This window comes from Streptococcus sp. GP0011, assembly GCF_030546305.1.
Lineage (GTDB): Bacteria > Bacillota > Bacilli > Lactobacillales > Streptococcaceae > Streptococcus.
Genome location: NZ_JAUONR010000003.1, coordinates 45987 through 59277 on the forward strand (window position 1 = coordinate 45987; position 13291 = coordinate 59277).

General features: G+C 40.9%; 12 protein-coding genes, 2 tRNA genes and 1 pseudogene. 9 read left to right on the forward strand and 6 right to left on the reverse strand.

Annotated features, from left to right (window positions below):
* Nucleotides 1-31 precede the first annotated feature (31 nt).
* Nucleotides 32-463: an Rrf2 family transcriptional regulator gene (locus Q4443_RS04400; RefSeq protein WP_000379854.1), complete on the reverse strand. Its 432-nt coding sequence runs from the start codon at nucleotides 461-463 to the stop codon at nucleotides 32-34.
* A gap of 802 nt (nucleotides 464-1265) precedes the next feature.
* Between Q4443_RS04400 and Q4443_RS04405 the strand changes: the two genes are divergently transcribed.
* Both Q4443_RS04405 and Q4443_RS04410 read left to right on the forward strand, forming a co-directional pair.
* Nucleotides 1266-2555: a membrane protein gene (locus tag Q4443_RS04405; protein WP_042768538.1), complete on the forward strand. Its 1290-nt coding sequence runs from the start codon at nucleotides 1266-1268 to the stop codon at nucleotides 2553-2555.
* Nucleotides 2556-2564: 9 nt separating this feature from the next.
* Nucleotides 2565-3653 (forward strand): AI-2E family transporter, encoded by a 1089-nt coding sequence (locus Q4443_RS04410; RefSeq protein WP_303408018.1) that lies wholly within the window; start codon nucleotides 2565-2567, stop codon nucleotides 3651-3653.
* Between the two features lie 140 nt (nucleotides 3654-3793).
* Here the strand turns inward: Q4443_RS04410 and Q4443_RS04415 are convergent.
* The 4 genes from Q4443_RS04415 to Q4443_RS04430 all read right to left on the reverse strand — a co-directional run bounded on the left by Q4443_RS04415 (nucleotide 3794) and on the right by Q4443_RS04430 (nucleotide 6406).
* Nucleotides 3794-3866, reverse strand: a tRNA-Lys gene (locus Q4443_RS04415).
* A 61-nt stretch (nucleotides 3867-3927) separates the two neighbouring features.
* Nucleotides 3928-4443, reverse strand: a complete 516-nt coding sequence (locus Q4443_RS04420) for a DUF308 domain-containing protein (protein ID WP_000672739.1) — start codon at nucleotides 4441-4443, stop codon at nucleotides 3928-3930.
* A gap of 354 nt (nucleotides 4444-4797) precedes the next feature.
* Nucleotides 4798-4870: transfer RNA gene (locus tag Q4443_RS04425), tRNA-Lys, on the reverse strand.
* Nucleotides 4871-5134: 264 nt separating this feature from the next.
* Nucleotides 5135-6406: a replication-associated recombination protein A gene (locus Q4443_RS04430; RefSeq protein ID WP_049519711.1), complete on the reverse strand. Its 1272-nt coding sequence runs from the start codon at nucleotides 6404-6406 to the stop codon at nucleotides 5135-5137.
* A gap of 115 nt (nucleotides 6407-6521) precedes the next feature.
* On the opposite strand from Q4443_RS04430, the gene Q4443_RS04435 reads away from it, so the two are divergent.
* The 7 genes and pseudogenes from Q4443_RS04435 (at nucleotide 6522) to pepF (ending at nucleotide 12182) form a co-directional block, all read left to right on the forward strand.
* Complete coding sequence (locus Q4443_RS04435; RefSeq protein ID WP_000257115.1) at nucleotides 6522-6992, forward strand: DUF3013 family protein; 471 nt, start codon at nucleotides 6522-6524, stop codon at nucleotides 6990-6992.
* 55 nt (nucleotides 6993-7047) lie between these two features.
* A pseudogene (locus tag Q4443_RS10380) lies at nucleotides 7048-7589 on the forward strand (hypothetical protein).
* A gap of 49 nt (nucleotides 7590-7638) precedes the next feature.
* A complete protein-coding gene (locus Q4443_RS04450) occupies nucleotides 7639-8076 on the forward strand; it encodes an NUDIX hydrolase (RefSeq protein WP_000421347.1) in 438 nt (145 codons plus the stop codon).
* Entirely contained in the window at nucleotides 8069-8542 is a 474-nt protein-coding gene (locus Q4443_RS04455; RefSeq protein WP_000594172.1) for a GNAT family N-acetyltransferase, read from the forward strand. The genes Q4443_RS04450 and Q4443_RS04455 overlap by 8 nt, the downstream gene beginning before the upstream one ends.
* 137 nt (nucleotides 8543-8679) lie before the next feature.
* Complete coding sequence (gene prmA / locus Q4443_RS04460) at nucleotides 8680-9630, forward strand: 50S ribosomal protein L11 methyltransferase (protein ID WP_080978845.1); 951 nt, start codon at nucleotides 8680-8682, stop codon at nucleotides 9628-9630.
* Between the two features lies 1 nt (nucleotide 9631).
* Complete coding sequence (locus Q4443_RS04465; protein WP_049519714.1) at nucleotides 9632-10375, forward strand: 16S rRNA (uracil(1498)-N(3))-methyltransferase; 744 nt, start codon at nucleotides 9632-9634, stop codon at nucleotides 10373-10375.
* A gap of 10 nt (nucleotides 10376-10385) precedes the next feature.
* Complete coding sequence (gene pepF / locus Q4443_RS04470; RefSeq protein ID WP_049519715.1) at nucleotides 10386-12182, forward strand: oligoendopeptidase F; 1797 nt, start codon at nucleotides 10386-10388, stop codon at nucleotides 12180-12182.
* A gap of 91 nt (nucleotides 12183-12273) precedes the next feature.
* Here pepF and Q4443_RS04475 read toward each other — a convergent pair whose 3' ends face one another.
* Nucleotides 12274-13242 carry a hypothetical protein gene (locus Q4443_RS04475; protein ID WP_049479777.1) on the reverse strand — a complete coding sequence of 323 codons (969 nt, stop codon included), beginning with the start codon at nucleotides 13240-13242 and terminating at the stop codon, nucleotides 12274-12276.
* Nucleotides 13243-13291 lie beyond the last annotated feature (49 nt).

A 13291-nucleotide genomic window follows, 5' to 3' on the forward strand; every position in this document is an offset into this window, starting at 1 on the left:
TTTTTCCAGTAAAAACTGATTTGTTATCAAATCAGTTTCGGACTTGTTTAGCTTGTTTATATAGATTGTCAATGACATCTTCTAAAGTTTGATTTGCTAATTCCTTCTCTAGTTGAGATTCGGCACTAGCAAAAAGCGGTGAAACTGCTCCTTGGATATGTTTTCCAACGGGACAATCGGGATTACTATTTTGATGAACAGGGAATAAACTAATGTGATTGATTTCTTGAGTAGCATAGTAGATCTCTAGTAAAGTCATTTTCTTTGGAGACTTACTGAGTTGATAACCTGTTTTTCCTTGCTGGGAATGAATCAAATCTGCATTTTTCAATAAGGCAATCACTTTTCGAATGTAACTAGCGTTAGTCCCAACACTAATAGCTAGTGCTTGAGAACTTAAGGTTTCCTTGCTTTCACTAATCATTGTTAAGATATGCAAAGCAACTGAGAATTTTGTATCCATATGAATCCCTCTCTTAATAAACTTGTATCAGATACAAGAACAAGTATAACATAAATTAAAAGAAAAGCAAGTCTTTTGTTTTAAATTTTAAAAAATTTTGAGTGCAATCAGATTAGAGCTGTCTGGGAAGGGTGTTCATAAAATTATACCGTTGATATCCATTAGTTGACCAAAAGTAGAACAGATACACAAAAAAGCCTTGTAAATCAAGGCTTTTTCCTGTTGATTTAGATGCCCCCTACAGGGATTTGGAAAGGACTTTCATATTGAGAGCAATTAAAAATATTGAAATATAAGTGATTTTAGGTATTTTCAATGTCATGATTTAAAAATGGGACAAAAGTGGGGCAAAAACCATACAGATTCTAAACTGTATGGTTCTTTTTTTATCTAACCAAGAAAGGTTAAAACTTATTAAAACACATGCAATCAACTGTTGAAAACTTTTTAGTCCGTGTAATATAAAAACAAGTAAAAAGTTGAACTATAGGGAATATTGTGTCATAATAAGTAATAGATGAATAATTAATAGATTGGAAATAATGCTTTCTTACCTTAACAAGTTGAATTGGTTATACATTTTTTCGTCTCAATTGTACTTATCTCTCAAGTTTAGTTAATTTTTATTAGCTTTGTTTTCGAATCAATAAAACAATTTTTAGAAGTGCATAAGACAAGATGGTGACATTACTACAGTCATTTCTAGTCACCATATGTTGCTGGCACAGGCTGTTTGTAGTGTTGGCTATTTACTAGTCAGTTTAATCGGAGTGTTTAATTTTTATTGTTGAAAGGTTTTTATATGGAAAAAATTCTATCTTTAGGTCTGACAGGTAGGAAATTACTTGCTCAGGGTTTCTTATTTGTTCTGCTAGGTCTTATCTTGATGGTTACGGGGACTTGGTTGCCAGTAACGGTTATTCGACTGGTTCTGTTTTTAGCTTGGATAGCAACGGTCTTAGATTTAGTATTACGTATTTTCAAAAAAAGTCAGTCAACGGACACCTTGGGAGTTGCACTGGTTAAATTGTTAGTGCTGGGATATTTGCTTGGCTCCAATTTTGCGACGGATGTGCCGATTTATATTTTGGCTCTTGTGATTGGAGTTTATCAGATTTTTCATGCTACTATCAACCTTGTCACCTATGTTCTCTACCGCAAAAACAAAATTCGACCTCGTTTTCGTCTCTTACTAGATGGACTCGTACTAGTTTTTCTTGGTGGGACTAGTCTTTTGTCCTCTACGGGAAATTCTGTCTTTCAACTCTTTGTATTAGGGGCTTATTTTTTCCTTTATGGTGTGTCCAATATCCGTGACGGTTTCTTGTTTGAGGAGGAAATTGGGAAAAACCATCTCAAACGTCGCATTAGAATTAGCTTACCTATTGTCCTAGCCGCTCTCATCCCTGCAAGAACTTTAGCAAAAATTAACAAATTTATGCTGGAAAATGCTGATGAGGAAGAAGATATCCATCTTGGAATGGTGAAGTCTGGTAAGACAGCGGAGCTTGAAATTTTTGTTCATACAGCTGAGACCTCTCTGTTTTCGGCAATTGGTCATGTGGATATCTGCTATCAAGGCCGTGTTATTTCTTATGGCAACTATGATCCGTCTTCTGAGACCTTATTTGGCATGGTAGGAGATGGTGTCTTATATTTCTGTGATCGTGACAAGTACATTGACCTATGTAAACGTGAGAGTCAAAAAACGCTTTTTGGTTATGGGATATATTTGACGCCTGAAATGGAAAAAGCAGTTCAGAAAAAGTTGGCTGAATTGAAACAACTGACAATTCCATGGGAGCCAAGTGCAGATAAAATCATGACAGGTGATGGTAAGGAAGACTACACCTACGCTTATAAAATCAGACACGAGACAGATGGGGAACTTTATAAATTTATCAAATCTAAGTTTAAATCCTACTTTGTCTTATCTACAAACTGTGTGCTCTTGGCTGATACCATAGTCGGTCAGGCTGGCACCGATATCCTCTCACCCAAAGGATTTATCGCTCCAGGAACTTACCAAGCCTACCTTGATCGAGAGTTTGAAAAACCAAATAGTATAGTCGTATCTAAACATGTTTATTAAGGAGAATTTATGAACTTAGTTAAAAAATATACTCCGTTAATCCTTTTTATAGGGCTGGTTGCTCTTGTAATTCTGAATGCATCGAGCTTTATATCAGGAGCAATCTCTCTCTTTGATGTAATATCAACCTTGATTTATGGTGCTGTTATTGCTTTTGTGCTTAATGTTCCTATGAAAAAAATTGAACAGTATTTAGTTAAATTGAAGGTAAAGGCAGAGTTGCGTCGTCCGATTGCCATGGTACTTGTTTTCCTAGCTCTTATCTTAATCGTGATTGCTCTTTTGGTTTTGGTGCTGCCAACCCTAGCTCAGACTATTAGTCAGCTGGGAACAGTCCTTTCAACAGTCCTGACTCAACTTAGGAAATTGCTAGACAGCTCGGAATTTGTAACCAAAGACATGCTGTCAACTATCGTATCAGGAATTCAGGGACAGTCTAGCTCTATTAGTCAAGCTTTGATAACCTTCTTATCCGGTCTGACTAGTAATATAGGAAATATTTTTTCAAGTTTGATGAATGCCTTTTTGATTATAGTCTTCACCTTTTTATTTTTATCCAGTAAGGAACATCTGGCAGCGATGACGAGTCGACTTCTAAAAGTTATATTTCCAGAGAAAGTGGTGACAAAGTTAACTTGCATTGGACAAGTAGCACTAGAGACTTATGACCAATTTTTGATGAGTCAGCTGATTGAAGCAGTCATCATAGGAGTTATGATAGCGGTTGGTTACAGCGTGTTTGGGATACCCTATGGAGTAATGACAGGTATCTTTGCAGGAGTGCTATCGTTCATTCCTTATGTAGGGCCTATGATTGCTTGTGTTGTGGGAGCGATTTTTATCTTCACAGTGAGTCCTACTCAAGCCTTACTTTCTCTTCTTCTATATCAAATCATACAACTGATTGAGGGAAATCTTATCTATCCCAAAGTTGTGGGTCAATCTATTGGCTTACCAGCCCTTTTCACGCTTGCGGCTGCTAGTATCGGAGGGAATCTTTTCGGACTACTTGGAATGATATTCTTTACCCCCGTATTTGCTGTTATCTATCGACTGGTTAAAGAATTTGTCGTTGCAAAGGAAAATCAGGTAGATTAAGAAAAACTAAATTTAATAAGATATACTGAGAAGAGAGTGAGAGATTCTCTTCTCTTTTATTTTTAAATACTTTTCTACAAAAAGCTATTAGACGTTAAAAAAAGCCTTGGTTTCAAGGCTTATTTCTGTTGATTTAGATGTGCCCCCTGCAGGGCTCGAACCTGCGACCCATAGATTAAGAGTCTACTGCTCTACCAACTGATCTAAGAAGGCAAATAAAAAGCTGAGAATGTAACTTCCCAGCTTTTTTAATATGCCCAAAATGGCAGCTAGATTATTTACGAAAGGCATCAAGGATATAGGTGAAACCAACAATTAAAAATGCAAAGGCAACGACATAAACGACAAAGACACTTGTAGCTACTGGATTGAACAAAATCACTAGACCTAGTAAAAATGCAAGCAACGCTATCCACATGATATGGTTGCCAATAATAGGGAAAATCAATCCCAGACGATTGCCTTTAAAGAAAGCTATAATGGCTTCTACAATTAACCAAATTCCTAAAATAGTTGGAATGACAACTGGCAGCGTCACAAAGCCATAGGCAACGAGGTAAAGAGCTAAGAGAAGATTAACAATCCCTTGGAAAAGATGAGCTGGTGAGCGAAGCTCTTTTGGTACAGAGAAATAGCCTAAAATAGCTGCTATAGAAGAAACCAGTAAACCAAATGCAATCCACCAGCTGTAAGCAACAAGATTAGCTACTGGGTTTGTAAATAGGAAAAGTCCTAAAAGGACAAAAACAACTCCTGCAAGGAATAGCAGTAAACGATTAGAAAATTTCATTTCAATACCCCCTATATAGTATAGTATAGTTTGATAATAAAAATATTATACACCTTTTTAGAGGAAATGTCAATAAACAAAATGGAAAATTTGGAAGTTTCAGTCTGATTTATGAAAAGAAAATCAGTTTTTATTATTTTGAAAATAAAAAGAGAAGATAAAATTTGTCTTCTCTACATGAAAATATTGTATGGAATCAAAGCAAAAGTAACTGGCTTTACACTATTTGTTAAGATGTAATTTGATTCAAAAAGAAAAGATAGATTTAAAATGTGGGACAAATGATGGGGTAAATCAGTTATAGACAAGCAAAAAAAGCCTTGATTTACAAGGCTTTTTCCTGTTGTATTTAGATGCCCCCTACAGGGATCGAACCTGTGACCCACGGATTAAGAGTCCGCTGCTCTGCCAGCTGAGCTAAGGAGGCAAAGAAAAAAGCTGTATTGGTGCCGAAACTTCACGGTTTGTATTGAACCCGCGCAATTAAGCAGGTGGGCAACTCGCTCTAACTGAAGCTGTTTCCGTGTGAGACGGCCTACATGCTGTTAGAAGACTTTTGTTTCCCTAATAATACAAAAAATAGTCGGTCAACACTTAAGTGTGAAGTCGTACACCACAGCGTTTCTATGTTTATATAATACCACTTTTTCAAAAAAAATCAAGAGGAAAGTGCAATTTTTTGAAAAGGATTTCAGATTTTTCGCAAACGGTCGATAGCTTCCTTTCTTTGAGCCAAAGCCCGTTCATATTTACCAGTATCTTCTGCTTGGAAATAGTGATGATTACGAATTTTTTCTGGCAGATAGTCTTGCTTGACCCAATTTCCAGGATAGTTGTGTGGATAGAGATAGTCTTGGGCATTCCCCAGTTCCTTGCTACCACTGTAGTGCCCATCACGCAGGTGCCGCGGAATAGGCAAATGCCCTGATGTTTTGAGGTCGGCAAGTGCCTTGTCCATAGCTACATAGGCTGAGTTGGATTTTGGAGAAAGGGCTAAATCAATCACGATATTGGCAATGAGAATGCGGGCTTCTGGGAATCCAATCCTTTGTGCAGCATCCAGAGCAGTCACGGTGTGAATCTGGGCTTCAGGATTGGCTAAGCCGATATCTTCATAAGCGATAACAGTCAAGCGACGAGCGAGACTTGGCAAATCACCAGCCTCAATCAAGCGGGCTGCGTAGTGGAGACTGGCATCGACATCCGAGCCGCGGATGGATTTTTGCAGGGCAGAAAGGACATCATAGTGCCCATCCCCGTCCTTGTCCATGGTAATGTAACTCCTCTGCAAGCTATTTTCCATGATATCAAGAGTGATATGGCGGGTGCCCTTGTCATTTTCGGGAGTAGAGAGAACAGCCAAATCTAGTGAATTAAAGGCAGAACGGAGGTCTCCATTGGTAGAGGATGCGATGAAATCTAGCGCATCCTCATCTAGCTCAACTGGGAAATCAAAGCCACGTTCAGGGTTACTTAGAGCTATCTGAATCGCTTCTTTGACATCTTGGTTGGACAAGGGTTCTAACTCAAAAATCTGAACACGGCTACGAATGGCAGGAGTGACAGAAAAGAAGGGATTTTCAGTTGTAGCTCCAATCATGATGACCAGACCACTTTCCAAGAGTGGCAGAAGAAAGTCTTGCTTGGTCTTGTCTAGACGATGAATCTCGTCTAGCAGCAGAACTAGTCCTCCAGAGAATTTAGCCTCTTCAGCGATTTCTTGGAGTCGCTTTTTACTATCAACAGTCGCATTGAAGGTCCGAAAGGCATACTTGGTGGTCCCAGCGATGGCAGAGGCAATACTGGTCTTGCCAATACCTGGAGGTCCGTAGAGAATCATGGAGGACAGACGATTGGCTTCCACCATACGACGGATAATTTTTCCAGGTCCGACCAGATGCTCCTGACCGATGACCTGGTCGATGGTTTTTGGGCGCATGCGAAGCGCGAGATTGTCTGGCATAGCAGTCCTTTCTAACATGGATTTTCTGATGTATATGTGGTAAGATGGTAGTATCTATTTTAGCATATTTCCGAGCAATCGGGGCGATTAAAGAGTCGCATAGAAAGAGGACAAAATGGCAACATACGGATTTTTAGATGTTTTAGAGGAAGAGTTGGACAAGAACTTTCCTTTTGATTATGAAATTAGCTGGGACAAGCGCAATCACGCGGTAGAAGTGAGTTTTTTACTAGAAGCGCAAAACGCTGCTGGTGTGGAGATGGTGGATGAGGACGGAGAAGTTTCGTCAGACGATATCCTCTTTGAAGAAGCAGTCCTTTTCTACAATCCTGCAAAGTCAACGGTTAACGCAGAAGACTATTTAACAGTCATCCCTTATCTGCCTAAAAAAGGATTTTCTCGTGAGTTTTTAGCTTATTTTGCCCTTTTCCTTAAAGATACTGCCGAGGTTGGGCTGGATGCCCTCATGGACTTTTTGGAAGACCCAGAAGCAGAAGAGTTCGTCATGGAATGGAACCAAGAAGTCTTTGAAGAAGGAAAAGTAGGCTTGGAAGAGGGAGAATTTTACCCTTATCCGAGATATTAGAAAAGATTCTAAGTGGACATTTTTAAATAATGAGTTCAAGGAGAAAGGGGAGACTATGCTAGAAAGAGTCAAACAGTTTTTCAGGAGAAAGCCAGATAAATCTGAGCAGTCAGTTTGCATCCTTCCCCGTAATCGCTTTGCGGATCTAGATTTCGAGCAAGTATTGAAGTCTGGAACTCGTCGCCTTGTCGATGAGGAGGGGCGCTATGCAGAAGATGGTACAGTCACAGAACTTGAATTTCCTGAAGACTTTTCGGAATTTGAATTTCTAGTTGGTTTTAAGACGGAAGAGGAAGACCAGTTTCAGCAACTATTAGCTCGTTTAAATAGTATTGACAATGCTATTCAGTCCTATTGGAAAGCGAGATGCAGCAGCCTATTCCCCAGTATGCCAAGGATCTAGGCTATACTCAGAAGAAGTGGGAGAAAACCTTTTACTTTCATCCTTGGATATTAAGTTTTGAGGAAAGTCCGCCTAATCTTCGCTATGTTGCAGATTATGTAAATGATGAGTTTACGGTTTATTTTGCTAAAAAACATGGTAGATGGCGGGCGTACTGGGATGCAGAGTGTCAAAATGTAATTGAAGAAAGCTAGCTAGGGGTTTTCTATAGAGTAGGAGTTATGATAAGAAAAGGTCATCATCATGGAATTATTGGATAAACACTTGGATTTTACGGGTTGTAAAATTGCCCTCTTTTGTGGAGATAAGCTACTGACCATCTTGCGTGATGACAAGGAAAATATCCCTTGGCCCAATATGTGGGAGTTGCCAGGTGGCGGACGAGAAGGTGATGAAAGTCCTTTTGAGTGCGCGGAGCGTGAAGTTTATGAAGAACTAGGAATTCATCTGACTGAAGATTGCCTGCTTTGGAGTAAGGTGTACCCAAGTATGCTTTTTGAGGGGAAGGAATCCGTCTTTCTAGTGGGAAAGTTGACTCAGGAACAGTTTGACAGTATCGTCTTTGGTAACGAAGGGCAGGGCTACAAATTGATGCCTATTGACGAGTTTCTTGACTCAGATAAGGCTGTACCCCAGTTGCAGGATAGGGTGAGGGATTATTTGGAGAGAGACTATGATTAAACTTGTCCGAGCAGGAGCAGAAGATTTAGAAACCGTAATTGCAATTCAAAGGGCTAGCTTTAAGGCTGTCTATGAGAAATATCAAGATGAGTATGATCCCTATCTAGAGGATCGTGAACGAATCAAGTGGAAATTGGTTGAGCGTCCTAATAGCTATTACTACTTTGTGAAAGAAAAGGACGAAAATATCGGATTTTTACGAGTTCAGACCAATGAGGAATTGACGGAGGCTTGGTTGGGAACGGCAGCGATTTTGCCCCAGTATCAAGGAAAAGGTTATGGTTCTGAGGGATTGAGATTACTGGAAAAGGAATTTCCAACGATTAAACAGTGGGATTTGTGTACGGTATTACAGGATGCGGGCATGGTCGCCTTTTATGAGAAAAATGGCTACCGTCAAACCCATATCGAGCCTGAAAAAGAAGGTATGGATATGGTTTACATGAATAAAATGATTGATAAATAGAAAGGATGGTTCGGTTACATTTCTAAACTGAACCCGCCCTAAACACTGTGCCAAAAAGATAAACGTCTCATAGACACAAGCGTCTTCAGAGACTTTCCTATTTTGGCTTTGTGTTTTACGGGCTTGGTATCTTAATGATGGAAACATGGCAAGAGTTAAAAGTAACAGTTAAGCGTGAGGGAGAGGAATTGGTTTCCAATCTCTTAATTGAGTTAGGTGCCCAAGGTGTTGCGATTGAAGACAGCATGGATTATGTGGGAAATGTGGATCGTTTTGGCGAAATTTTCCCAGAGGTTGAGCAACAAGAAGAAATCGTAGTGACCGCCTACTATCCTGATACGGTTGATGTAGCTGTAGTTGAGGTGGACTTGCAGGCTCGCCTAGCAGAATTGACAGATTTTATGGATTTGGGAGATGTCAAGATGGGTACAACAGCCTTAGCTGAGGAAGACTGGGCTGACAACTGGAAGAAATACTATGAGCCAGCTCGCATCACTCATGATTTGACCATCGTGCCATCTTGGACAGACTATGAGGCGACTGCTGGAGAAAAGATTATCAAACTGGATCCAGGCATGGCTTTTGGGACTGGGACGCATCCAACCACCAAGATGAGCCTCTTTGCCTTGGAGCAGGTTCTTCGTGGTGGCGAAACGGTGCTAGATGTGGGGACTGGTTCAGGTGTCCTTTCTATTGCCAGCTCACTTCTTGGCGCTAAGGAAATTTTCGCTTACGACCTGGATGATGTGGCGGTTCGGGTGGCTCAGGAAAATATTGAGCTCAATCCAGGCATGGAAAATATCCATATAGCGGCAGGTGATTTGCTCAAGGGGGTGGAGATTGAAGCAGATGTCATTGTAGCCAATATCTTAGCGGATATTCTCATTCATCTGACAGAGGATGCTTATCGCTTGGTCAAGGATGAAGGCTACCTCATCATGAGTGGCATTATCAAGGACAAGTGGGACATGGTGCGCGAGTCAGCTGAGTCAGCTGGATTTTTCCTTGAAACCCACATGATTCAAGGGGAATGGAATGCCTGTGTCTTTAAGAAGACTAAGGATATTTCAGGTGTGATTGGAGGCTAGCATGCAGCAGTATTTTGTCAAAGGCAGTGCTACATCACCTATCACCATTGAGGACAAGGAAACCAGCAAGCATATGTTTCAGGTCATGCGGCTGAAAGAAGATGATGAGGTGACCTTAGTCTTTGAGGATGGCATCAAGCGCTTGGCGCGCGTGCTGGATGTAGAAGCTCGTCAGTTTGAATTAGTTGAAGAATTAGCTGACAATGTGGAACTGCCAATCCAAGTGACCATCGCATCAGGATTTCCCAAGGGAGACAAGCTTGAGTTTATCACTCAAAAAGTGACGGAACTAGGTGCTAGCCAAATCTGGGCATTTCCAGCAGATTGGTCGGTCGCCAAGTGGGATGGTAAGAAATTGGGCAAAAAGGTTGAAAAACTAGAAAAAATCGCCCTTGGAGCAGCAGAACAAAGCAAGCGGAATCTGGTCCCAAGTATCCAACTTTTTGAGAAAAAAGCAGATTTTCTAGCCCTGTTGGATCAGTTTGACTCTATCGTAGTAGCCTATGAAGAATCCGCAAAAGAAGGAGAAGCCGCTGCGCTCTTACAAGCAGTCACTGGTCTTGAAAAAGGAGCCAAATTGCTCTTTATCTTTGGTCCAGAAGGCGGTCTCTCACCTGCAGAAATTGAGTCTTTTGAAGCTAAAGGAGCCGTCTTGGCAGGACTTGGCCCTCGCATCTTGCGAGCAGAAACAGCCCCACTTTACGCCTTATCAGCCCTTAGTGTTTTAGTAGAATTAGAGAAATAAGAGGAAGAAAATGGAACAAAAACACCGATCAGAATTTCCCGAAAAGGAACTTTGGGACTTAACCGCCCTTTACCAAGACCGTGAGGATTTCTTGCGAGCAATCGAAAAGACTCGCGAAGACATCAACCAATTTAGCTGTGATTACAAGGGTAATCTTCACACTTTTGAGGATTTTGAGAAGGCCTTTGCGGAATTGGAGCAAATCTACATCCAGATGAGCCATATCGGCAATTATGCCTTTATGCCTCAAACGACTGATTATAGTAATGAAGATTTTGCTAATATCGCCCAAGCTGGGATGGAATTTGAAACAGATGCCAGCGTAGCCTTGACCTTCTTTGACGATGCCTTGGTGGCAGCAGATGAGGAAGTATTGGACCGTTTGGGTGAACAGCCCCACTTGACGGCAGCCATTCGTCAGGCTAAAATCAAAAAAGCCCACTATCTAGGGGCTGATGTGGAGAAGGCCTTGACCAATCTGGGTGAAGTCTTCTACAGTCCACAGGACATTTATACTAAGATGCGAGCTGGGGACTTTGAAATGGCTGACTTTGAAGCCAATGGCAAGACCTACAAAAACAGCTTTGTTACCTATGAAAATTTCTACCAAAATCACGAGGACGCTGAGGTTCGTGAGAAATCTTTCCGCTCCTTCTCAGAGGGACTTCGTAAGCACCAAAATACAGCTGCAGCAGCCTATCTAGCTCAGGTAAAGTCTGAAAAACTCTTGGCAGATATGAAGGGCTACGACTCAGTCTTTGATTATCTCCTAGCTGAGCAAGAAGTGGACCGTGCTATGTTTGATCGTCAGATTGACCTCATCATGAAGGACTTTGCGCCAGTTGCCCAGAGATACCTCAAGCATGTTGCCAAGGTCAATGGTCTTGAAAAGATGACCTTTGCAGACTGGAAATTGGACTTGGACAGTGCCCTCAATCCTGAAGTGACTATTGATGACGCCTATGATTTGGTCATGAAGTCAGTAGAACCTTTAGGGCAAGAATATTGTCAGGAAGTTGCGCGCTATCAAGAAGAACGCTGGGTGGACTTTGCTGCCAATAGTGGTAAAGATTCTGGCGGTTATGCGGCGGATCCATATCGCGTGCACCCTTATGTCCTCATGAGCTGGACTGGTCGTTTGAGTGATGTCTATACCTTGATTCATGAAATTGGGCATTCTGGTCAATTCATCTTTTCAGATAATCACCAAAGTTACTTCAATGCCCACATGTCTACTTACTATGTCGAAGCGCCATCAACCTTCAATGAATTGCTTCTCAGTGACTACTTGGAGCACCAATCGGACGACCCACGTCAAAAACGATTTGCCCTTGCCCACCGCTTAACAGATACCTACTTCCATAATTTCATCACCCACCTCTTGGAAGCAGCCTTCCAGCGTAAGGTTTATACATTGATTGAAGAAGGGGAAACCTTTGGAGCAAGCAAGCTCAACAGCATTATGAAGGAAGTTTTGACAGATTTCTGGGGAGATGCTATTGAGATTGATGACGATGCAGCCTTGACTTGGATGCGCCAAGCTCACTACTACATGGGCTTGTATAGCTACACCTACTCTGCTGGACTAGTTATCTCGACTGCGGGTTACCTCCATCTGAAATATTCGGAAACTGGAGCTGAAGACTGGCTCAACCTCCTCAAATCAGGTGGTAGTAAGACACCGCTTGAGTCAGCCATGATTATCGGAGCGGATATCTCAACAGACAAACCACTCCGTGATACGATTCAGTTTCTGTCTGAAACAGTTGACCAGATTATCGCTTACAGTGCCCAGTTGGGAGAGTAAGGGTATCCAGTGTCGGATTTAAGACGGTTTATCGATAAGATGAATACACAAAAATCACCTGTTTGAGGTGATTTTTTTATGCTTTAAAGATTTATTCAAATTTTCCTTTATTGGCCTCGTTTGAAGCCTTCATGCTAATTTGTAAAAGGTTGGCGAGATTTTCATTGTCAAGGCTAGCTTCACCATTATTATCCACTTTTATGGCAAGGTAATGGGTGTTACGATCAAGATAATCCATGCCCTCTAGGTCTACGTAGTTGTCAGCTTTAAAATCAAGCGCCGCTAATTGATAAACAAATCGAATATTTAGAGCCTTAGCATAGTCGGACTGACCAACCTTTTGTTGCTCTTCCACCAGTCCTTGAAAGAAGTCTTGGAAGTTATCATGATAAGTAGCCTTGACTTCGTATTGGTAGGTATCAACAGATGGGGACATAAATTTCAAATAAACCATGTCGCCCTCCACCTTATAGTCCTCAAGAGTATAGGCACCTGCTTTTCCTAATGCATTGGTGTTGACCTTGAAAAACATAGGAGCATAAATTTTGAGAGGATATTTTTCTCCTTTATATTCAAAGACGGTATCATTTGAAAAATTCGGACGGATTTTAGTTAACTCAGGGACTAAATATTCGTTCCAAATCTTATCAAATAACTCTTCTTGATTGCTAGCACCCGCTGATTTCACAACTAGGTCAAAATTTTCTTGATTGACAAAGACAGCATCCACTAATTTGAGGGCTGTTTGAACCTTAGGATCCGAAATTTCCTTTTTCTTTTTTTCAAGATTCTCTGCCGCCTCTTTCGTGCGATCTAAAGTTTTATTAAATTGACTGCCACTGTTGGTTTCAACAAAGGTTCTCTCATAGTTGGTAGGTTCAACTTTGGCATTCCAGTCAAATGAAGCAGCAGGACCAGTTACATCTTTCTTATGGTAGGTAGAAACCTGATTGTTTGAATTATTTGTAGAACTAGTAGATGGCTTTGATGAGCAAGCACCAAGGGCTAAGGCTAGTGTTGTCACACAAGCTAGGCAACAAAGTCTGAACGATTTTTTCATACATTTCTCCTTCAAGTAATGCTTGTTATTCATTGTCTATTATATCATG

Coding starts and splice junctions, on each gene's coding strand:
- pepF (WP_049519715.1), top strand. CDS start 10,386: ATGGAACAAAAACACCGATCAGAATTTCCCGAAAAGGAACTTTGGGAC.
- Q4443_RS04475 (WP_049479777.1), bottom strand. CDS start 13,242: ATGAAAAAATCGTTCAGACTTTGTTGCCTAGCTTGTGTGACAACACTA.
- Q4443_RS04435 (WP_000257115.1), top strand. CDS start 6,522: ATGGCAACATACGGATTTTTAGATGTTTTAGAGGAAGAGTTGGACAAG.
- Q4443_RS04420 (WP_000672739.1), bottom strand. CDS start 4,443: ATGAAATTTTCTAATCGTTTACTGCTATTCCTTGCAGGAGTTGTTTTT.
- Q4443_RS04405 (WP_042768538.1), top strand. CDS start 1,266: ATGGAAAAAATTCTATCTTTAGGTCTGACAGGTAGGAAATTACTTGCT.
- Q4443_RS04455 (WP_000594172.1), top strand. CDS start 8,069: ATGATTAAACTTGTCCGAGCAGGAGCAGAAGATTTAGAAACCGTAATT.
- Q4443_RS04400 (WP_000379854.1), bottom strand. CDS start 463: ATGGATACAAAATTCTCAGTTGCTTTGCATATCTTAACAATGATTAGT.
- Q4443_RS04450 (WP_000421347.1), top strand. CDS start 7,639: ATGGAATTATTGGATAAACACTTGGATTTTACGGGTTGTAAAATTGCC.
- Q4443_RS04430 (WP_049519711.1), bottom strand. CDS start 6,406: ATGCCAGACAATCTCGCGCTTCGCATGCGCCCAAAAACCATCGACCAG.
- Q4443_RS04465 (WP_049519714.1), top strand. CDS start 9,632: ATGCAGCAGTATTTTGTCAAAGGCAGTGCTACATCACCTATCACCATT.
- Q4443_RS04410 (WP_303408018.1), top strand. CDS start 2,565: ATGAACTTAGTTAAAAAATATACTCCGTTAATCCTTTTTATAGGGCTG.
- prmA (WP_080978845.1), top strand. CDS start 8,680: ATGGAAACATGGCAAGAGTTAAAAGTAACAGTTAAGCGTGAGGGAGAG.